Annotated in this window: 22 protein-coding genes; 3 read left to right on the top strand and 19 right to left on the bottom strand. The window is 42.3% G+C overall.

The features are described 5' to 3' along the window. Positions 1-526: 526 nt before the first annotated feature. From ACPUYX_RS17050 to ACPUYX_RS16980, 15 genes are all read right to left on the bottom strand, one after another. Positions 527-946: a universal stress protein gene (locus tag ACPUYX_RS17050; RefSeq protein ID WP_426380828.1), complete on the bottom strand. Its 420-nt coding sequence runs from the start codon at positions 944-946 to the stop codon at positions 527-529. 71 nt (positions 947-1,017) lie between these two features. After that, positions 1,018-1,455: a hypothetical protein gene (locus tag ACPUYX_RS17045; protein ID WP_426380827.1), complete on the bottom strand. Its 438-nt coding sequence runs from the start codon at positions 1,453-1,455 to the stop codon at positions 1,018-1,020. Positions 1,456-1,811: 356 nt separating this feature from the next. Beyond that, a complete protein-coding gene (gene rbsK / locus ACPUYX_RS17040; RefSeq protein ID WP_426380826.1) occupies positions 1,812-2,738 on the bottom strand; it encodes a ribokinase in 927 nt (308 codons plus the stop codon). Between the two features lie 45 nt (positions 2,739-2,783). Beyond that, complete coding sequence (locus ACPUYX_RS17035; RefSeq protein WP_426380825.1) at positions 2,784-3,740, bottom strand: substrate-binding domain-containing protein; 957 nt, start codon at positions 3,738-3,740, stop codon at positions 2,784-2,786. Positions 3,741-3,801: 61 nt separating this feature from the next. Further along, entirely contained in the window at positions 3,802-4,743 is a 942-nt protein-coding gene (locus tag ACPUYX_RS17030) for an ABC transporter permease (protein ID WP_426380824.1), read from the bottom strand. Continuing rightward, positions 4,743-6,230 (bottom strand): sugar ABC transporter ATP-binding protein, encoded by a 1,488-nt coding sequence (locus tag ACPUYX_RS17025; protein ID WP_426380823.1) that lies wholly within the window; start codon positions 6,228-6,230, stop codon positions 4,743-4,745. The genes ACPUYX_RS17030 and ACPUYX_RS17025 overlap by 1 nt, the downstream gene beginning before the upstream one ends. Positions 6,231-6,241: 11 nt before the next feature. Continuing rightward, the gene (gene rbsD / locus ACPUYX_RS17020) at positions 6,242-6,634 is read right to left on the bottom strand and encodes a D-ribose pyranase (RefSeq protein WP_426380822.1); all 393 of its coding nucleotides are present in this window, start codon (positions 6,632-6,634) and stop codon (positions 6,242-6,244) included. A gap of 144 nt (positions 6,635-6,778) precedes the next feature. Beyond that, positions 6,779-7,846: a LacI family DNA-binding transcriptional regulator gene (locus ACPUYX_RS17015; RefSeq protein WP_426380821.1), complete on the bottom strand. Its 1,068-nt coding sequence runs from the start codon at positions 7,844-7,846 to the stop codon at positions 6,779-6,781. 635 nt (positions 7,847-8,481) lie between these two features. Further along, complete coding sequence (locus ACPUYX_RS17010; protein ID WP_426380820.1) at positions 8,482-9,720, bottom strand: SLC13 family permease; 1,239 nt, start codon at positions 9,718-9,720, stop codon at positions 8,482-8,484. 185 nt (positions 9,721-9,905) lie between these two features. Beyond that, entirely contained in the window at positions 9,906-10,331 is a 426-nt protein-coding gene (locus ACPUYX_RS17005; RefSeq protein WP_426380819.1) for a 2-oxoacid:acceptor oxidoreductase family protein, read from the bottom strand. 4 nt (positions 10,332-10,335) lie between these two features. Then, positions 10,336-11,199 carry a thiamine pyrophosphate-dependent enzyme gene (locus ACPUYX_RS17000; protein ID WP_426380818.1) on the bottom strand — a complete coding sequence of 288 codons (864 nt, stop codon included), beginning with the start codon at positions 11,197-11,199 and terminating at the stop codon, positions 10,336-10,338. Between the two features lie 13 nt (positions 11,200-11,212). After that, entirely contained in the window at positions 11,213-12,361 is a 1,149-nt protein-coding gene (locus ACPUYX_RS16995) for a transketolase C-terminal domain-containing protein (protein ID WP_426380817.1), read from the bottom strand. Then, positions 12,361-12,654 carry a 4Fe-4S binding protein gene (locus ACPUYX_RS16990; RefSeq protein ID WP_426380816.1) on the bottom strand — a complete coding sequence of 98 codons (294 nt, stop codon included), beginning with the start codon at positions 12,652-12,654 and terminating at the stop codon, positions 12,361-12,363. The genes ACPUYX_RS16995 and ACPUYX_RS16990 overlap by 1 nt, the downstream gene beginning before the upstream one ends. 319 nt (positions 12,655-12,973) lie before the next feature. Beyond that, entirely contained in the window at positions 12,974-14,905 is a 1,932-nt protein-coding gene (locus ACPUYX_RS16985; protein ID WP_426380815.1) for a sigma 54-interacting transcriptional regulator, read from the bottom strand. Between the two features lie 302 nt (positions 14,906-15,207). Continuing rightward, positions 15,208-16,362 (bottom strand): VanW family protein, encoded by a 1,155-nt coding sequence (locus ACPUYX_RS16980; RefSeq protein WP_426380814.1) that lies wholly within the window; start codon positions 16,360-16,362, stop codon positions 15,208-15,210. Positions 16,363-16,639: 277 nt separating this feature from the next. Between ACPUYX_RS16980 and ACPUYX_RS16975 the strand changes: the two genes are divergently transcribed. The 3 genes from ACPUYX_RS16975 (at position 16,640) to ACPUYX_RS16965 (ending at position 18,795) form a co-directional block, all read left to right on the top strand. Beyond that, a complete protein-coding gene (locus ACPUYX_RS16975) occupies positions 16,640-17,563 on the top strand; it encodes a hypothetical protein (protein ID WP_426380813.1) in 924 nt (307 codons plus the stop codon). A 290-nt stretch (positions 17,564-17,853) separates the two neighbouring features. Beyond that, a complete protein-coding gene (locus ACPUYX_RS16970; RefSeq protein WP_426380812.1) occupies positions 17,854-18,477 on the top strand; it encodes a tetratricopeptide repeat protein in 624 nt (207 codons plus the stop codon). A gap of 81 nt (positions 18,478-18,558) precedes the next feature. Beyond that, entirely contained in the window at positions 18,559-18,795 is a 237-nt protein-coding gene (locus ACPUYX_RS16965) for an SHOCT domain-containing protein (protein WP_426380811.1), read from the top strand. A 14-nt stretch (positions 18,796-18,809) separates the two neighbouring features. Here the strand turns inward: ACPUYX_RS16965 and ACPUYX_RS16960 are convergent, their stop codons facing one another. The 4 genes from ACPUYX_RS16960 to ACPUYX_RS16945 are packed head-to-tail and all read right to left on the bottom strand — an operon-like array spanning position 18,810 to position 21,121. Beyond that, a complete protein-coding gene (locus tag ACPUYX_RS16960; protein WP_426380810.1) occupies positions 18,810-19,148 on the bottom strand; it encodes a gas vesicle protein in 339 nt (112 codons plus the stop codon). 11 nt (positions 19,149-19,159) lie between these two features. Beyond that, positions 19,160-19,786 carry a gas vesicle protein K gene (locus ACPUYX_RS16955; RefSeq protein ID WP_426380809.1) on the bottom strand — a complete coding sequence of 209 codons (627 nt, stop codon included), beginning with the start codon at positions 19,784-19,786 and terminating at the stop codon, positions 19,160-19,162. Beyond that, positions 19,746-20,912, bottom strand: coding sequence for a GvpL/GvpF family gas vesicle protein (locus tag ACPUYX_RS16950; protein WP_426380808.1), 1,167 nt, complete (start codon positions 20,910-20,912; stop codon positions 19,746-19,748). The genes ACPUYX_RS16955 and ACPUYX_RS16950 overlap by 41 nt, the downstream gene beginning before the upstream one ends. Beyond that, entirely contained in the window at positions 20,909-21,121 is a 213-nt protein-coding gene (locus ACPUYX_RS16945; protein ID WP_426380807.1) for a gas vesicle protein GvpG, read from the bottom strand. The genes ACPUYX_RS16950 and ACPUYX_RS16945 overlap by 4 nt, the downstream gene beginning before the upstream one ends. Positions 21,122-21,123 lie beyond the last annotated feature (2 nt).

The following is a 21,123-nucleotide window of genomic DNA, read 5'->3' as shown; positions in this document are numbered from 1 at the left end:
CTTAAGGGTCGAACAAGCCCTTGAAAAGAACGCGGAAGTCATTGGTGCCAATTGCCCCTTCTGCATTACGATGTTGGAAGACGGCATCAAGGATAAAGTTGATACCGATAAGCAAACCGTACGAGTTATTGACCCGGCGGAGCTTATTGCAAAGTATTTTTGTTGAAATTCTAAGAACTAGAAAACTATTGTTGCGAGATTTTAAAAAAAGCAAACTCGTTCAGCTAAAGCTGAACATCGGGGCTTCGGTGACGAAAGTGTCCTGGGGACACTTTCGCCGTAAGCGCCTAGCTCATAACAAATGCTATCGCGCCGAAGGATGGAGTCTACCTCACCGAAGCAAAAGCTCTTAGTTAATAACTAAGGGCTTTATATTTTAAAAGAGCTCCCCGCGCAGCATTTGGGGAGATATATAATAAGAAGGTTTCTGATAACTTTATGCATTAAATTTGTAGTTTATAACTGCCATTAAATAGCCCCTATCGTTGCGATAGGGGCTGAAAATTCATAAACCATTTAATAATTTTTATTTAACAATTAAAACTGAACATTTTGCGCCATAAAGAACACGTTGACTCACACTACCCAACAGACAGTCTGTTATGGCTCCATATCCGCATTTCCCCATGACTACCATGTCGATTCTCTCATCTTCAATTTCCTTTAGTATCACTCTATCAGGTTTGCCACTCAATATCTTTCGTATGACGGTAATCCCGCCGGTATTGATACCTGCCATTGCTGTGTCTAAGGCAAACTTTCCTTCTTGTTCAATCTGGTCGGGTGAAATAATGAACATATCCAGACATGAATTATAAACAATTGGCTGGTGCATCACGAATAAAAGTTCAACTTTAGCATTAAATTTTTGTGCAAAATCCAAAGCTGTTATCAATGCCCTTCTCGCAGATTCTGAGGCATCAGTGGGTACTAGTATCTTATTCATAAAATCCCCCCCATTTCCCATTAAAGTCTGAACTTCAAGTAAAATTTGGCGGCGATTTGATGTTCAGTTAATTAAGCTGTTTGATGACAGTTTATCTTGGGATACCTAAACCCTGCCTCTTTGGCCATAGTTACGAAAAACTCTTTGTCACAAGCGACCTTGATCTTAAAATAGGACAATTCCTTAAAATGGGTATCTGTACACTCTTTAATTTCAACTTGCCATTGGATTCCTTGATCTTGGGCGAGCGTTAGTATTTTCGACAGATAGTCCAAACTTACATTGACCAATCCCAGCGGAGTTACATTATCATCATCAAGGGTAACAATTTTGTTGATTACTTGTATCTCCATCTCACGAGGGATTTCCGCTCCAGTAGCAATGAGTTGTTTAATTAAATCATCATATATTAATTGACATGATTCAAGCTCTTCTCCTCTTAATTCCCTTACACCACTATCTTGACCCTTTAGCGTAAATCTCTGAATTAACTCGTCACACTTTCTCATATAATAACCTCCTTTTGGCTTGATAAAGTACTAACATTCACAATTCCCCTTATCTCTATCCACCATATCCTCTTTAAGAGACAATATCCTTAGAGATTAATTACCTATTCGTGTTATCCTCAACTAAATCGTAACATTCCCCAGACCCTTATGTCTATAGGATATCTCTATCTTTTCGATTAATCATTTTTATCGCTACTTTGGTAACCTCTTATCAACTCTCCTGCATGAACCTTTTCGGTTCAAAGAGGAGGAAATGAAAATGTATTTTCGTAAGAAAAAAGGACTGTGTAAAAACACACAGCCCCTATAATTGGAGGAATTAAGTCATTACTAGTTTACATTTCCCGATAATTTTAACGACCTTCTTCAGCTAAAAAAATATCAACATCCGCACGTTCCGGGATCGAAGTTTGGGCACCTTTACTAGTAACTGCCAAAGCAGAGGCCGCTGAGGCAAAACGCAGCGCTTCCTGAAGAGGCTTGCCCTCAGCAATAGCCGCAGCGTAGGCCCCTACGAAAGTATCACCTGCTGCAGTTGTATCCTGAACATTAACTTTAAACGCCTGCAGATACATGGTGCTTCCTTCACTGCTCATGTAAAATAATCCTTTGGCACCTAAGGTTACAATGATCTCCCGGCACCCTTTTTCCACCAGAATCTTGCCGGCGGAGTGTACTTCCTCAATACTTTCTGTTTTAACTCCAGTTAATACCGCCGCCTCTGTTTCGTTAAGGATTAACAAATTAACCATGTGATAGATATTCTCCGGCGGCACTAATGCCGGTGCAGGGTTGTATATTATATACTTTCCTTTCGCTGCGAAGGATTCTAAAACATAAGCCAGGGTAGGGTAGGGTATCTCATTCTGAAGAATGATGAGGTCCGGCTCGTCCAAAAACTTTTCTGCTTTGTCGATATCTTTCGCATCCAAGACACCGTTGGCTCCCGGAGATATAATAATACTATTTTCCCCTACTCCATCGACGGTAATGAAAGCCAGTCCCGTTGAAATGTCCTGCTTAACAAGCACTCCATCTGTTCCGACACCCGAGGATCGCAGGTTTTCTAATAGAATTTCTCCATAAGCGTCCATGCCTACTGCCCCGATCATTTCGGCTTTGGCTCCCGCGCGAGCTGCAGCTACTGCCTGATTTGCGCCCTTTCCGCCGGGAATATAGCTTGTTTCGATGGCTTTAATTGTCTGGCCCGGTAAAGGTGCTTTTTCAACGCGATTGACAATATCCATGTTAAGACTGCCGATCACTGCTATGGAACGCATAATCCTGCTTCACCTCCCTTAAGACTTAAACCGACAACGATCGTCTTAAAAACCTTTAAATGATGTTCCTTTTTCAACAAGTTTCAAAGGTGAGCTGACAGTCGCCGAAACGGAATTGCCCTTCACCAGTTTCATGGCGTTCTGAACTCCTAATACTCCTTCTTCAGTTGGCTGTTGTGCAATGTCAGCATAGAAAAGTCCTTGCTGAACGTCATTGACCGCTTCTTGTTCACCATCAATACCGACAATCGCAATCCCTGTTTTATTGCTTTGTTGAATTGCTTTCAAGGCACCCAGAGCCATCTCATCATTTTGGGCGAAGACCCCTTTGACATCTGGATTAGCCTGAAGAATATTTTGCATAACGTTTAAAGCTTTACTGCGGTCAAAATTGGCTGATTGTTTAGCAACAACTTGAATTCCCTTTGCAGTCGCAATTTCTTGGTCAAACCCTTGCTCTCTGTCCCGTTCAGCTGAAGTACCAATGATCCCTTGAAGCTCCACGACTTTGCCCTGGCCATTCATAGCCTTTATGATCTCGTCAGCAGCCATTTTTCCTGCCTGAACGCTATCGGAGGCAATGAAGCAGGATACTTTACCGGAATTTACACTCCGATCTAAGGTTATAACAGGGATGTTCGCTTTATTGGCAGCTGCAACAGCACTGGCCAAGCCTTGACTATCGGTTGGATTAAGAATAATAGCACTTACTTTTTGCTGAATTAAGTCTTGAACTTGGTTCAATTGAGTAGCAGCATCGTTATTGCCATTATCGATAATGACTTTCACGTTTTCTTTGTCAGCTTCCTGTTTAACTCCATTTTCCATAGCGACAAAAAACGGATTATTGGTCGTGGAAACAGCGAAACCAATCGTATAATCGCCGGATTTTGCTTGAGCAGCTGTCTTTTCACCTGAGCTGTTGTTTGAAGCGGTACCGCATCCAGAAACAAGACCCACCGTCAGAACACCTAGCCCTAAAATAGTTTTCCATTTTTTCATTGCCATTCTCCTCTTTACTTTTTTTATTTTTATTTATTGAAGAAGGAGGCCTCAGGGCCTCTTACCTCGCTGAGGATTTCTTGCGATCAAGCATAATCGCCGCCAGAATAATTAATCCTTTCACGGCATCTTGATAGAAAGAATTGACATTGAGCAGATTCAAACCATTATCAATAATTCCTAGAATCAAAGCCCCGATTAGAGTACCTACTAACGTGCCTTCTCCCCCGGCCAAACTTGTCCCGCCAAGTACGACAGCCGTAATGGCATCCAGCTCATATCCCACGCCTGCAGTTGGTTCCGCCGAGCCTAAACGGGAAGCTAAAATTATTCCTGCTAAAGAAGCTAGAATGCCACTGACTACATAAACACTCAAAAGATAACGTTTTACCGGTACCCCAGCCAAGAAGGAAACTCGCTCATTTCCTCCAATTGCATAAATGCGTCTCCCGGCAATTGTTCGATGGAGTACAACCCAAGCGGTGATAAAGACAAGAGCCATTACCCAAACCGGAATAGGAATTTCCAGAAATGTTCCGGTGCCGAATTTTGCAAACGCTTGAGGCAAATTGAAAATAGGCATGCCATTGGTATAGATTTCTGTCATTCCGCGAAACAGTGTCATCGTCCCTAAGGTCACGATAAAAGGCGCCAAACCTGCATAGGCAACAAAAAATCCATTAAGTGCTCCAGCCAAACCACCAAAAGCCAAAGCCGCAATTACGGCTAACCAAGGGCTAACGTGTCCGACCATTAGCTGTGATGCAAGCGCGGCACTTAAAGCCAGGGTAGATCCCACTGATAAATCAATTCCGGCTGTAAGAATGACAAAGGTCATTCCCACTGCGATCAAAGCATTCACTGAAATTTGCAGAGCAACGTTGCGCAGATTTCCAAAGGTAAAAAACTTTGCCGTTGCAAAAGAGAGAATGAAAATTAAAATAATGAGACCAATCGTCGGTCCTAAATGATAACGTTTAATTGTTTTGATAATCCGTTCCACTATACCTCACCTCCCGTAGCCAAACGCATAAATGCTTCTTGTTCCATTTCTCCGCTCAGTAATTCACCCATAATAACTCCTTCGTGCATTACATAGACCCTATCGCTCATACCCAACAATTCAGGCAAGTCGGAAGAGATCAGTAAAACAGCCTTTCCTTCTGACTTCAATTGGTTCATGAGCTGATAGATTTCCTGTTTAGCTCCCACGTCCACTCCTCGTGTCGGTTCATCCAAAATCAGCAGTTTGGGGTTGCATGCCAACCATTTGCCGATGACGACCTTTTGTTGATTGCCACCGCTTAAATTTTGTACAGCCTGCTCAATAGTTGGAGTTTTAACTCTCAATTGTTTAACCCAATGCTCTGCATTCTCCCGTTCCTCTTGCCTTGAAATTAAACCCCAACGACTGCGTCCATCGAGGGTTGGGAGAGCCAAATTTTCACGAATGGTAAAGGGAAGATGAAGTCCTTCATTTTTACGGTCCTCGGTTACAAGGGCTATCCCAGAACGAATTGCATCAATAGGGGTTCTTAAGGAGAGTTTCCGGCCTTCAAGGATAATTTGACCGGACTTCAAGGCATCGATCCCACTTAAAGCTCGAGCCACTTCCGTACGTCCTGAACCCATCAGGCCACCAAGGCCCACGATTTCCCCTGCTTTAACTTCTAAACTAACGTCGTGCACAAATTGCGTATTTAATTGCTCTGCATGCAGTACAATCTCAGTCGGTGTCGTTTCAACATGGGGATAGCGTTCCTCAATATCCCGGCCAACCATTAAAGCAACCAATTCCCGCTCCGTTGTCTCCTCGGTCTTGACCGTGGCAATGAACTGACCATCCCGCAATACTGTCACCCGATCTGCCACTGTAAACAATTCCTCCAAGCGATGAGAAATATAAATAATTCCAACGCCTTTATCCTTGAGTGAGCGGACAATTTCAAAGAGTCGTTCTGTCTCAGCCCTGCTCAAAGCGGAGGTAGGTTCATCCATAATGAGAAAGCGAACGTCTTTTTGCAAGGCCTTGCCGATTTCCACTAACTGCTGTTCGCCAACGCTTAGGCCGCCCAGCAATTCTTTGGGATCGCGGTTAAGATTCAACGTCGCCATTGTTTCCGCAACTTTCTTATAGAGGAGAGGGTAATTAACGAAACCCAAAGTTCGAAATTCGTCCTCATGCCCAATCAGAAAGTTTTCGGCCACCGACAAGTTAGGAAATAGATTAAGCTCTTGATATATCATCTCGATTCCCAGGTTCTGGGCATCGTGAATTGCCTTAATTGGTACCGTCTCTCCGTCGATTGCAATTTGTCCTGCATCAGCTGCATAGACCCCAGTTAAGATTTTCATTAGTGTGGACTTACCTGCGCCATTTTCACCAAGCAAGGCCACCACTTCTCCCCCGCTTACCTGAAGGTCTACACCTTGAAGAACCTTGACACCTGAGAAGCCTTTGCAGATTCCCTTCATTTCCAAGAGTGCCATAAATTCACCACCTAAAACACAACACTAGACGTTAAGATGACATTTGCATAAGACGTCCACTCACCGGTGCGAACAATTACTGCAGCCGATGTCAAACGCTCTTTAAAAACTTCATGACTTACAAGTTCCAGTGGAGCATCTGTCGCTCCATTAATTTTAGCAAATAAATCCGGATGAGCCCCTTGCAGTTCTTCAGCAATTGTGATTTGTTCGATACTCAATTCGCTTAACACAGCCTTGAACACATCCTCAAAAGCAGGAACCCCCTCACAAACGGCTAAATCGATAAATGGGACCTGGGGCGGGATCGGTAATCCATAGTCTGCAATAACTAAGGTCTGACCATGACCTAATGTAGCAATGAATCGTGACAATTCCCCATGAAGCACGCCTTGTTTTTTCATTCCCTTGACACCCCTGTATTTTTTTCTGTATTATCGCTTGATCGAATACAGTACTTTAACAATAATTACTTGTACCTTTTATGCCTTTAGAATATGGTACCGTTACCACATCGAATAGCAAAATAAAAACTCATCTAGAGCAACTCAAATTTCCTTTGTTGTCGAAGCCCGCGGCACTAACTTAACCTCTAATTCATAAATGCGGTTATCCACCACTGCCCCTTCTATTTTCTTAATTAATAAATCAGCAGCCAAGGCTCCCATTTCGTAAATAGGCTGAGCTATTGTCGTTAATTCCGGCTCAACAGCCTCCGCTAGATGAATTCCATCAAACCCGCAAATAGCTATCTGATTCGGAACGTTTATTCCCAGACGCAGGAGAGTTTTTAGCGCCCCCACCGCCATCAAATCATTGCCCACAAAAATCCCATCGACATCGGGATGACGTTCCATCAACACGTGGGCGGCATTCATACCCCCGTCCAGCTTGAAATTCCCAGGCACCATTAACGTCGGGCTATACCATTTGAAATTCTTAACAGATTCCTCATATCCGCTTAAACGGTCTTTAGCGGTATTTATTTCCTGAGGCCCATAAATATGGGCAATTTTCTTGCAGCCCACGTCAAGCAAATGTTGAACAGCGAGTTTGGCGCCCTCAAAATTATTGGAACGGACAACCGTACACCCTTCTTGGGAAGGGGCTCGGTCTAAAACAACAAAAGGTATATCGATCTTCTGTAAATACTCGACATCATCGCGGTTAAGGTTATGGGAAGCGAAAATAATCCCACTGATATACTTTTGTTTGAGAATATTAATATAGGCCTTCTCTTTATTTGCTTGACCGTCAGAGTTGCCGAAGATTACTGTATATCCTGATGTCCGCGCCACATCTTCCACAGCTCTGCTTAACTCAGGAAAAAAGGGATTTACAATATCCGGCAGAATTAGGGCAATCGTTCTGGTCTTCTTATTCGTCAATCCTCTGGCAACATCACTCGGCTCATATTTCAACATTTGAATCGCTTTATTGACTTCTCTCTCCGTCTCGCTGTTAACATAACCACTCTTATTTAAAACTCTGGAGACCGTTGAAATCGAGACCCCAGCTAATCTTGCAACATCCCTTATTGTAGCCATAATATAACCTTTCAACTCCGCATATTCTTGCAAATCATGTGGTACCGCTACCACATCGTCCTCAATCATCCCCTGTTTAAGTACAGAATAGTCTTGTTTTTTACAGCAAAGGATTCTTTTTATTTATCATTTTCATTTTTTCTGCCAAAGCCCTTCAAAATAGCCCTATTTCGGGCATACTTTGCTTCGACTATTATTAAAAATAGACAAATCAAGTTTCCAGATGTCCGTTTATTTTCTGCAGTTTTTCTGCAGCGCAAAGAATCTGGAAATCAAAAGGCCAAGTCGTTTTGAGACTTGTCATTCTAAAATATGAAACCGCTTTCATATGGTCCGTAATCAATATACTGAGTTTTTGCTGAATTGTCAATCAAATAATTTTACCAATACTATCAAATTGAGTCATAGTGGCTAAGGCTATATTGGGCTATCTTGCGATACAAAACAGAACGATGAATACCCAAAATTCTTTAGTCACGGCATATATAACTTATAGTCGCTAAAATTGCGACAATGTCGTTCATCAGCGACTATTTGCAATCCAATGGTAAATGAAACATGAGGAATTATAGAAACAAAATTGGGCAATCGCTGAATAAGTTAACGAATTGCCCAATATCTTAAGGTTTTTTCTTGCCTAAAGCATTTGAGTATTAAGAAAATTATCGAGCTAAAAAGGTATAATCCTTACCTTCCTTTTGGTCCTATTTCATACACACAATACCGACAAAAGCCAAAAGCGCAGCAAACAATGTGCCAACAATTGCCCAGATAAAAAAATCTCTAAAGAGTTTCTTTTTGTCCATATCTTCCGTCGCACCGGCATAAGTCAATGCACCCATGGTTGAAATTGGGCTGGGGGTTACCAGGTGTGCGCCAAGTACAACGGCTGCAACTAACGCTTGCTGTGTTACAGCTCCATGCATTTTTGCTGATAATGCCGTAACAGTAGGAATCAACGTCGGCATAACAACTCCTGAAGCTGAGGAGAAAAAGGACATTACCCCGGAGGTTAAAGTCATGATTGCCGTAGCCGATTTAGGTCCCATCATGGAAGCCAAAACACTTGAGAGAAATTTAACCCCGCCTAATTTATCAGCAACACTAATAAGAATGCCTGTTCCACTTACTAATATTAATGTCCCCCAAGGAACTCCAGCAAGAGACTTCTTCTCATCACCAACCCCCAGAAGAAGGAGCGCTGCTGCAATAAAGAAGGCGGCCAATCCGATGTTGGCATTGATGAAAATAACAGCGAACACTAAAATCAAGATACCAGCTATAGTAATCCATTGATTCTTATTAAAGGACACTGGCTTTTCAAGAGTAATCTTGCCATCTCCTCGTTTATATCCGCCCAGGACAAAATAAACAACCAAAGCAAACAGAAACGTGGTAATCAATTGATTCATCCAAATGTAATTACCCAAGTATCCGATATTGAGTTTATCGGATAGATTTACGCCAATAATTCCAGTCGGTGCAATCGGTGATACTCCGCCGCCGACAGCTCCTAAAATAAGGAGTTCGCCCATCAGGATCGGTTTTATTTTTGTCTGGCTGGCAACAGTCATGGCGATAGGAGCGAGCAGAGCCGCTACGGAGATGTTACCGGGGCCAATTGCCGCTAAGATTAACGCTAAAAAGTAGAAAATGAAGGGAATGAGAGGCTTATTGCCACGAGAAAGATAAACAGCTTTTTTAGCTATCAGTTCTAAGGTCCCATTAACTTTGGCAAGACTAAAGAGCAGAGTTACACCTAAAAGGATAAAAAACAAGTTAGTGGGCCAGAAGTTGATTATAGCATTTACTTTTAGGTGACCCATATACTGCCCAAGTATCAAAGCGAAAGCAATAGAGACAATTCCTGTATTAATGTTTCTCCAAAATCCAATGGCAATGGCAACTATAATGGCAATTAAGGATAGAACAGCTAAACTCACTTAAATTCTCCTCTCTAATATTACTCCGAATTTAACCCACTGTCCGTTCGTGAAAAACGATTCAGCCTCCTCTCGCAAATGCCATATACGCTCAGATTAATGTTCCCAATTAGCACAGCGCAAGCCCAAAACTCGTACAGCTATGCTAATTGAGACGATAACATTGGAAATTAATTGATTTGAATTTAGAGAACGCCTTGGTTCGCCAGAGCTAGCAGAAGACTTTTCTCGATCTCACTGCCATTGTCTGCGAAGTAAGGATTGAGAGATACAAAATTGATACCCTCCGCTTTTCCGTCCAAGACTTCCTGCTCCATGTTCAATGCCATAACTGTTCCACCAGACTTTAAGCCCTTCAGGACGTCAACAACTTTAACCAAGCTGTTGTCTAAAACAACGACAACATCAGGTTGAGGATTATTGGCAGAGCGTTCACGTATAAACTCATCGGCAACTCTGACTATCGAATACATGGGAGCACCCGGCCGTACAGCTGAGAAGGCATCAAAGACTTGTACTTTTTTTCCGTTGTTGAGAGCAAAGTTACCAATGCTCCGGGCGAGTTTTTGTACAGGTTGACCATATCGCCCATGAAAGCAAATTTCAATCATGACCTTATTTCGCTCCTCTCCCATAGTACTTAGTAATTGATGTTTGAATCTCTTCAACTGCCTCTTTAGAGATATTCTTAAAACGACCTTGAGGCAAGAGATAATCAGCAACCGGTATAAGAGAAGGTTCATGAGTTCGAGTTCTTACGCCCTTTTTAACCTCAAAAAGTTCCCAAAGACCGGATTCCACAGCAAGCCTGGCAAATTCGATGGTCTTTTCTCCGGGGATCTGCCACCCCCTGTAGCAAGGAGCCAAAATATGAATATAAGAAAATCCGGGATTGGCAAGAGCATTTTGGAATTTCTCCATCAGATCAAAAGGGTAGGCAATAGATGCACTAGCAACATAGTCAAGACCATGGGCTTCCATTATCGCCAGCATGTTTTTCTTTTTTACAGGTTTGCCGATGTGATCATTGGACGTTAAGGCATAAAGAGGTGTCTGACTGCTTTGTTGTCCGCCTGTATTCATATACATTTCATTATCATAACAAACATGAATCATGTGTTCATTCCGTTCAGCCGCTCCCGTTAGAGCTTGGAATCCGATATCAGCACTGCCGGCATCTCCGCCCCAAGATACCACATTGACATCGTTCACCCCTTGAATTTCCAAGGCTGCACGGATTCCCGATGATACCGCCGGGGCCATTTCAAAAAGCGTATGATAAAAAGGGGTCTTCCAGGCTGTTTTTTGATTATTTCCGCCCAGGGTTGCCATACACGAGGCCGGGATTGTAATGATTGTTCTTTCTCCAAGAACTTTCATAGCTTGACGACCGGCAATCGCTGCTCCACAAGCTTTACATCCCCCATTACCTTGTCCGAATAATTCTTCCTTCGGTAGATCTTCTATTCTTAGTGTCACTTTTCTTCCCTCCTTATAGGCCAAACCATTCAGAAATGACGTCTTGTTTTACAGTCTTTTCCGAAAGCTCGATGACTTGTTTAATCTCGTTCAAACCAAACCTACGGCCACCTAAACCGACGATGTAACTATTTACATTTAGGGAAGCTTGTCCATAAAGTGCGCCGCGTACTTCCGTTCCCAGTGCACCGCCCATACCATATACAATATTTTTATCGAAAACAGTAACCTTATTAACCTTTTTAAGGGATGCTCGAAGTGCTTTCACGGGGAAGGGCCTCCAAGCCCGTACTTTGATTAACCCCACTTTTTTCCCTTGGCTTCTTAATTCATCAACAGCAAGACGAGCTTCACTAACCATGGAACCCATGCATACCAGAGCATGCTCTGCCCCATCCATTTTGTAAGTTTCAATCAAGCCTGACCAATTGCGGCCAAATTCTTGGCCATAGGTTTCTGCAACTTTCCCAATGACTTTTACTGCCTCATTCATGGCTTCATTTTGACGGAACTTGTAGTCCATATAGAAATCCGGGCTTGTGACAGTATTAACACCTTGAGGATTTTCTACGTCCAAGGTCTTAAAGCGAACTAAAGGCAAAAAGGCATTAACTTTCTCTTGGTCGGGAACAACGACTTCTTCAAGAGTGTGGGATTGGACATATCCTTCATAATTAACCAACACAGGAAGTTTAACGGTTTCAGCGATTTTAAATGCCTGGATTGTATTATCGAGAACTTCCTGGTTATTTTCACAGAACAGTTGTATCCAGCCATTGGCACCCTGAGAAACAGCGTCACCTTGCTCGGGAAAACGACTATGCGGCGCTGACAAAGCACGATTGGCACAAGCCATAACAACAGGCTGTCTAAGACCTGCCGTGTGATAACAAACTTCTGTCATGTATAACAAACCTTGAGAGTTTGTAACCGTAAAGGCTCTGGCTCCTGCAAGGGAAGCACCGAGAGTCGCTGCCAAGGCACTATGATCGGATTCGACACGAACAAAGTTTGCTTTAAGTTCACCATCCTGAATAAATTTGCTTACTCGCTCCATAGCCGGGAAAGCCGGAGTAATTGGATAGTATGCGATAACTTCTATCTTTGCCAGTTTAGCCCCGTATGCCGCAGCTTCAGAACCTGTCAGCAATGTTGTACTCATTATTCCTCCCCCTTTACTGGAAAAACGCCTTGAGCTCCAGTATACTCTGGAACCATTTGAATCCCGCCATCTTTGCACTCATTAGCGCAGATTCCACAGCCTTTACATAAGTCTAAATCAAGACTTACTTTGCCTTCTACAATGGATAAGGCACCGTCCGGGCAATATAAAGTAACTTCCAGACAAGTACAATTCGTTATCACAGGGCGTTTTTCACGCCATGTACTTCCTGCAGGGGTTTCTGCCAGACTACCAGGTTTAGCCGTTGGGACAATGGGAAGAATTTTAGCCACAGTACTTTCGCCTCCTTCAAGTGTGTCTAAGAATAATTGCAAGTTCTGTGCCAATATGAACGTTTTGTGCAAAAATTAGTCGGAATTTAGTAGAATAGCCTTTACTATTCAAGGTAATCTCTCAATTCTTAAGCCTTTGCGACTATTATTTTTCGAGTTGCTAAATTGTTTATTATGAATACTTCAAGCTAGAAAAGCAAAAAAACGCAAAAGCGTTTCATATATGAAACGCTTTTGAAACAGCTATGATTACAATATGAAACATTTTGAAACAATACTACTCTTGCTCTTATCTTTCATTTACGGCAAATGCAGCCAATTATCCCTTGACTCCATGCAGTTTACGCCAGAGCGTTGTTCGGCTAATTCCCAACCGCCGAGCTGCCTCTGTTTTATTGCCTCTGCATTCTTGCAATGTTCTTCGGATCAAGTTTTGTTCGACATTTTCGAGTCCTTTTCGCATGGATTCTTCCCCAAAATCTCTCTCGTCGGGCTTTGTCCCCCGGGACAACGAATGGGCTTCAGCGCTTTGGCGTTCGATAAGTAACGCATGAAAAATATTTTCAACTGTAATTTCCTTCTCCCACCTTTGCATAACTAACCGTTCCATGGCATTGCGAAGTTCTCGTATATTTCCAGGCCACGAATAATCTATTAAGAGTTTCTCGGCCTCAGAAGAGAATTTGCCGATGGGGCGATTCATTTTATGACAAAATAGTTCGAGGAAATGCTTGGCAATAAGAAGAATATCGTTTCCACGATCTGCAAGCTGCGGAATGATAATCGACAAAACATTTAACCGATAAAATAAGTCTTCACGGAAACTGCCTTCATCAACCATCTCTCGCAGGTTTCGATGGGTTGCCGTAATTAAACGGACATCGATCGGTAAAATACTGCTGTCTCCAAGGCGCATCACTTCACCTTCTTCAAGGACGCGTAAAAGCCTCGCTTGCAAGGAAGGGGCCATTTCTCCAACTTCATCTAAGAACAATGTACCTCCATGGGCCATTTCAAAGACACCTGCCTTACCTCCTTTGCGGGCCCCGGTGAAAGCTCCCTCAACATAGCCAAAGAGCTCACTTTCTAATAAGTTCTCAGGCAAAGCTGCACAGTTAATTGCCACGAACGGTCCATTATGACGCGGACCGGCATTATGGATGGCCTGTGCAAACATCTCTTTGCCGGATCCCGTTTTGCCTAAGAGTAAAACCGTTGAATTTACTAACGCATATTCCTTAGCCAGCCCTACAACCTCTTTTAGGGGATTACTTTGTCCGAGAATATCTTCAAAACGATGCTTGGCCACATGCCCGCGTTCGGCCAAAGTTCGTCTGATTTTATGCTCAAGACTTTGCAATCGATCAACCGTTTGAAACGTTGTCACGACTCCCTCGACCTTCTCATCAACAATAATGGGGACACGATTGGCTACAACTTTAGAGCGTCCGATTTCAATAATTTGCCCCAAATCAGCTTTCCCGCCCATTAAAACCTCACGGCAGCCTGCTTTGGGAATAACGTCTGTCACAAACCGTCCAATCGCCTTTTCAGCTGTCCAGCCAGTAAGCTTTTCCAAAACAGGATTAAATACACTAATACAGCCTTGGTCATCAAGGGCAATGACACCATCATAAATAAAATTGAGAATTGCCTTAAGCTGTCCTGTACGGCGCTGTTCCTGCTTTCTAACCTCTTGAACGCGAATTGCCTCGGCCAGAGCCCGCCGCACAGCCTCTCGCCCTGAGCCGATCACAACGGATTTCATGCCGAACTCCTCTGCTTTTTTGGCCATTGCAATCTTACCGATGACAACCTCAACGTCGGCTTCCTTTAAAACTCTAATTCCCTGGAAAATATCTTGATCTTGATCAGTTAGAGTATATTTAACGAATTCTTCACCAACTAATTTCTCGAACTCGCGTACACTTTGAATGATCTCTTCTATATCAACGATACCAATCCGCTTGCCAAGTTTCTTGGCCTGCAGATAGGCTTTTAGTATATCAAATCCTCCTATTAGAACCTCAACGACCGGTAAAGAGACTGCCGCTTTATGCATCATCCAGGCTGTGACACCACGACTTATGATGACATGATATCCCTGGTTCTCTGCCTCCTGGGCAAGTTGAACGCCTTCTTCTACACGAGCCACTTTAATATCTATCTTCGGAAAGCCATCCTCTTCTATTACTTCTCGAAATAAACGAGCCAGTTCTTCCATCGGCGAAATAACTAAAATTTCTGCCATTGCAGAATATCCTCCTTATCCCTTTGCTTAGAGACTGCTTTTTCAACGAAGAAGCAAAAAGCACAGTCAAAACATACTGCCCTGTGCTCAAAATCCCTAAGCAATTTTGCAAAACGCTATTTCGTTCACTCTTTCCTTCTGATTTTAGCAGAAAGAAAGAGCTGACAAAAGGTTAAAACTCTCCAAATTCTATTAACGTGATCACGTAAAAAGCAGTTAATTTCATTTTCGTCAGTCAAGGATAAGCCCCGTACCAATTGCCGTATTAGAGGGCTGAACCAGTTTGGGAATAATAGCATGGATTATTGTTTCTTCTTGGCCTTTCCATATAGCTTAAAGGTTAGAGAACGACCATTGATATCACTTCGAATAAGAATGAAATCCCCCGAGTCATTTCTGAACTTGAAATCCAGATCGGGGTATGCAACCGTTGCATCCTGCCCTGGAGGAACATAGGCGACAGGCAAGCTATGACGCGACCTCTCAACAACGGTCACAGATGAGTCTGCTAAACGAACTGCATTATATAAAGTGCTGGAGACTTGACAGACTCCGCCGCCTAAACCCGGCACGAAGGAATTCCCTTCAATAATCATAGCTTCTTGATACCCAGCTTCAACAGTTCTAGGTCCTACAGTTTGGTTAAATGAAAATGTCTCTCCCGGTTTCAGAACCAAACCATCAATAGCTTTGGCTGCTAACTTAAGATTGATGGTCCGTTCTTTTTGATTTGAATCGAAGATGGTTGAGTATTCACTAATAAGATCGTAGCTTTTTACTTTCTCCAGGTCATTCTGAGTTATACTTGGCTTTATGCTTTTAAATGGGATAGGGATTTGTACTATATCTTCGAAAGGAACCTTTTTTATTCTTGTTATTAAGTTCTCAATATCAACTTCTCTCCCAGCCTTTTCGGCGACTATTTGCATTGAGTTATCAGGATTAAAGATAAAGTGCGCATTCTCTGCGGGGCTGTTCAAACTCGAGAGATGTTGAGTCAGGATGCCCGACAGTGTTTGATTATTCCATTTATAGTCTGGTGTAAAAGTTATACCCCAACTTGCCTTAAATTTGCATGCAGCTTTATTAAAGATATTCCCTTCTCGTCCGATGAGATAGGCCTGCTGCAGTGGCTCTTCATAGGAATAAGTGAAACCAAGTTCTTTCAGCTTAAATGAAAACGTTTTACCGCCGGCTGTGAGCTGAAGAGTACGTTCGTATAGTTTAGTTTTCTGTTGTTCCAGCATGGACTGGGCGTCTGCAAATGATAAGTGTCCTAAGGGAATTTCTAAGGCAATACCCTTGGCAATCTGTCCTGTGTCTCTGGTATATAAAACGAGTGAAACGCCTATCCCACCGATAATTACAAGAGCAATAATGACAACAATTATGATGGTATATCGTTTGGTTGAAATCAGTGGTTTTGACTCATCTGCGGAGCCGGAATCTTTATCCACGTTAAAATCTCCCCTCTCGCTTAGTAACGTTTAACTATATGCGGGAAGGAAGAAAAACTTCATTGATCTTCTGTTGGATATTGCTGGAGAAAACATACAATCATTAAGCCCAAATTCTTGATTCTTCCTTCGATACGAAGGAGGAATTTCGAGTTTTAAGAAAAGCTTTAGAAATTCACAAGAAATTCACAAGTCATTCACAGCAAAATCGTATTGAATTCCTATACTTAAACCATAAAATCGCAGAACAACCTTGTAAACATAGGAGGAACTAAGAATGAAAAAAGCAAAATGGATTGTAGGTCTCTCAATCGCAGGCTTAATAGCCTTTTCGGGTTCGGTATATGCCGCTATGAACTCTAAATCCGTAATTGCCCACTCCTTCGGGAATAACAGCAACTATTTACTTACTGCTTATAAAAATTCAGCCATGCAAACAGCTGCCGGTACCAGTACCACCAATTCTACCGCTGATACTTCATCGTCTTTAAATCAGCCTGTAAATCCCCCCCAATTTTCAGCAGATAGCAATTCAAACATCGGCCCGGGATCTTACGGATTTCCTGGCGGGTATGGTATGATGGGCAGCTACTACGGCAATAGTTCCGGGAACAACGGCTCCGGGAACTATAACTCCAGTAATGGCCTGGCAGGTTCCTATTGTGGTCGCTATGGATTCATGAATGGTTACGGAAATGGTAATGGAAATGGAAACGAGAACACATATAGTCAATCATTAAAGGATGCAACTAGTGCGGCAAACGATATGGACTCTTCTTTGACCAATGCCACCGTTGACAAAAGTTCAAATACCATAACTTATACCGGGTCAGCAATAAAAATTGTAATGCTGGGCGGACCTGAGGAAGCGGACGGCAAATTTGTGATCGGCGGTTTAATAAATCCAACTCTAAAAATTCCTCAAGGCGCCAAGGTAACTTTAGAAATTATCAATGAGGATACTGGCATGCCCCATGGAGTTGAATTAACAACCGCTGCTCCTCCTTATGCTTATATGCCAATGATGCAAGGGACCATTTATCCCGGCGGCTTCATCCCACCGGTTCCGGAATCGTCAAATAACCAGTTTCCCTCTGCCCTGATCTCATTCTCCGCAAGTCAAACCGGTGAGTTTTATTATATCTGCCAATACCCCGGGCATGCAGCCAAAGGAATGTTCGGCAAAATTGTTATCGGCTAAGAGCAGTTAATTTTATTTCCAAGTAAGTGAACTCGTTCAGCTAAATCTGGACGTCAGCGCTCCGGTGACGAAAGCGCCTAGCCCATAAAAAATTCTATCGCGCTGAAGGATGGACTCTACCTCCTTCGAAGCAAGGAATGGGAACAACTCCTGCTTGTAGCAGTGGGAATCTTTCGATTGGATAACCACTAGAACTATTAAGACGGCTCCAGAGTCAAAAATCTCAGAGCCGCCTTTCTGTCTTCTGTCTGGAGCTACTTACTGAAGTCTTAGGGGGATGTAGACGTAACATGGAAAACAATCAAAAATCTCAAAAGTTTAAAGCCATCGTGATTGCCGGTTTATTAATTTTCAGCCTCGCAGGAGCAGGAGCCTATGGATATTTTAAAGGTTCTTCGAGCGGGAATTCTTCTGCCGCTTCATCTGCCTCTTCGGCAAACAGTGACTATACAAGCTTAAAAAGCCAAGTCAATCAGCTGACGCAGCAAGTTCAATCAAACCCCAATGAGATTCAACTTCAACAAGATCTAGGCAATGCCTATTACGACTTGGGAACTGCCGCTCGAACAGCAGCTCCTAATGAGGCTAAAAATGATTTTGTTCAGGCAACCCAATGCTACCAAAATGTTCTTCATAGCAAACAAGATATTAATGTTTTAACCGATATGGCTACTGCAGCTTTTTACAGCGGACAAAATGAATTAGCGGATAAGAGCTTTCAAAAAGCAATCCATGAGAATCCCGATTTCCAGCAGGCCTTATTTAATTACGGAGTTTTCACATATCAAATCAAGAAAAACTATGCCGCAGCTATACAGTTATGGCAAACAGCCCTGGCTAAGGATCCCAACGGACCCAATGCCGATGAAATTAAGAAGTTAATCACTGAAGCAAAAAAAGGACAAAATTCTTAAAATATAATCCCGTTTTATGGACAAGCGCATACATTATAATAAACGAACCAAATCAAATACTTTTATTGGGGGAGAGGTAACTTGGGGAAACTTTTCACTTCGGTATCCTCACTTTGGGTACTTTTTATTCCCTTATTAAGTGTTTCCAAAGTTGGAATCATTGATTCGATCGATGATAACTCAGAACATCCCTTCAAAAAAGATTTTGATGCCCTTAACCTTCTATATCAATTAGGCGAACTCAAACAATCTGGTTTAATTACGGATGAAGAATTTGAAATCAAAAAACAATTATTATTAAACTTTTGGCAGCATTAATTCAGCCAAGAAACTTATGGTAAAACAATAGGATCACCATTGTCGTCAAACGCTTCTTTCAGGGTTACTTTATGGGGATTTTCCAAAATGTCTCTATCTGCGTCAGGGATTTTTTGGGTTCTATTTTCAATGGGCAATGCTTTAGATGATAAATAAGCATCATGTTCCCACCAATCAATCCCCATCTCTTTAGCTCTCTCAACCGAGGCAACCAACAATCGTACTTTTATATTCAGAAGTTGGACATCGGCAACTGAAATTGAGATATCACCCGCTATGACAATACCTTTATCTAATACCCTTTCCAAGACATCGGCTAAACTACTGCTATTGCTGGAATGCTGGATGGCCATAGTCTCCCTCCTTAGATCAATTTTCCCAATGGGCCGAGATCAATGTTAAGGTCTTCCTCTTTGAGACCAAAAACATCTAACATGTCTTTCATTCGCTGATCTAAGTTTTCAAATGTATCTCCCATTGCAATAACCTGCTCTTCAGATAAGGTATTACCCATTATACGGCGCATAGCTTCGTGTTCCATCAAGCGCCGCAGCAGCTCGACAATTGTTAAGACAAGTTTTGCCAGACCCTTTTCAGTTTTGTTTGGATTGGCCTCAATTCGTAGGGCCCCGTTATTTGACCGCTGTAGGGCTTCCTCCGATATATCATCATTACTCTCAGAAATTTGCGACAATTCTTTTGCTTTATCGGGCCCTGAAGACAATAAATCGCTCGCTCTGCTTAGCTCATTGGTAGTTCTGTCCTTTAAGACCTGTCTTTGAGGCCTTAATCTAAACTGATCGTTAACTTTCAGATTTGATGTTTCCAGCAACGTTTCAACAGATGACAGAAGTAATTTTAAATCCAAATATACCAAATCTACGTTTGCGCAACTAAGTATAAGATCCCCTGAAACCACTACACCTTCGTCTAATAACTTTTCAAGAAGCTCAAGGAGAGTCACTTTGCGAGTTGTTACTACTTGACTCAATGAATCCGCCCTCCTTTAATTTTACGAAATGAAAAGGCGGCCACGGACCGGAAATGTCCAAAACGAACCCCCATTCGTCAGTTTCCTGATCAAATAAAGAGACTTCCTTCTCCCAGGAAATGAACTTCTCAGGATGTACCAAAAAACAGGAATTAAAACATGTTATCATACCATTTTGTTCTGTATCGCTATGTTCTAACATAAGAATATCTTCCGCTAACACCTTAAGTCGTTCTATAAAAACTGCGCTCTTATCTTCAAGAAACTGTTCCATTTGAGTCTTTAAGCTCTGCTCCCATTGCTTTTTATAAAAATAATCTTTTCCCCCTTGAGAGCCCTGAAATGGTTTCTGCTTTATAAGCCGTGAACTTAATTTCTCGTGGTCAACAAGAAGTTTAAGATTTATTTCCCGAAGGATTCCTAAGTAATTAAGTTCTCGCATCAGGAAATCATAATCGCTGCTTAATTTACCTTCGATGAGCTCAGAGTTACTAAACATTGTACAAAATGGTAAAGGTAATAGACTGTTGGAAAACTCCATGATGTTTACCAAAATTCCTTCATGTTTTCTGGCACGATCTTCAACCCATAATAAATTCGCTAAATTCTTATGCAGAGGGTCTTGTCCATATTCTGTCTGAGGAACTTGGCAAACTACCATACTTAATTGGCGGTGAGTTACCAAATGGCAGTTCGAATTTTCCATTCCCTCTATTAAACCTAATGATATGTCTGACGGCACTACAGCCAGCCCATACCAAAGTACTTCAGGATTGAAGTTTTCAACGTCATCTTCCTTGATATCTTCTTCGTCTTCTCTAAGTTTTGTCAGTTTTTCCTTTTCAGCTGCCTCTTCTTTCTTTTTAGGATTACTAGACTCCTGTACTGGTTTTCTTTCCAAGCTATCCTCTTTAGCAATAACGTTTTGCTGAGTATCACCTAATTCCCTAACACTCAACAAAGGATGACCAATTCCCGCCTGCAGCAGCATTTCTTGGAGCTTATTTTGGCAGTATACACGAAATATAGAGATTAATTCCGCTTCCATTTCTGAACTCACTTTGTTCAAGCTGCGTTCAAATAATTCGTCTAGCTTTGTCTGCAAATCATTGCAGTGAATTGTCATTCTTCAATCCCCCGATTTCGTCCGACCATAAGGCGCTCTACGAGCAATTCTTCTTGTTTAGAAAATTCATCAATTGTCAGTTCCTTGCTCTCAAGTCTACTGCGCAAGGATTCAAGCTCCTGACGTATAACTTCAGGGCTGTACCATTCGTCTTCAGCTCTGGTGATTAATTCTTTTAAAACCCACATCGTGAATTTTTGCAAAACCAAGA

It is taken from the genome of Desulfosporosinus sp. SYSU MS00001, assembly GCF_049943955.1.
Taxonomy (GTDB): Bacteria; Bacillota; Desulfitobacteriia; order Desulfitobacteriales; family Desulfitobacteriaceae; genus Desulfosporosinus.
The sequence above is the reverse complement of the archived record's forward strand: the minus strand, read 5'-3'. Positions and strand labels throughout refer to the sequence as shown.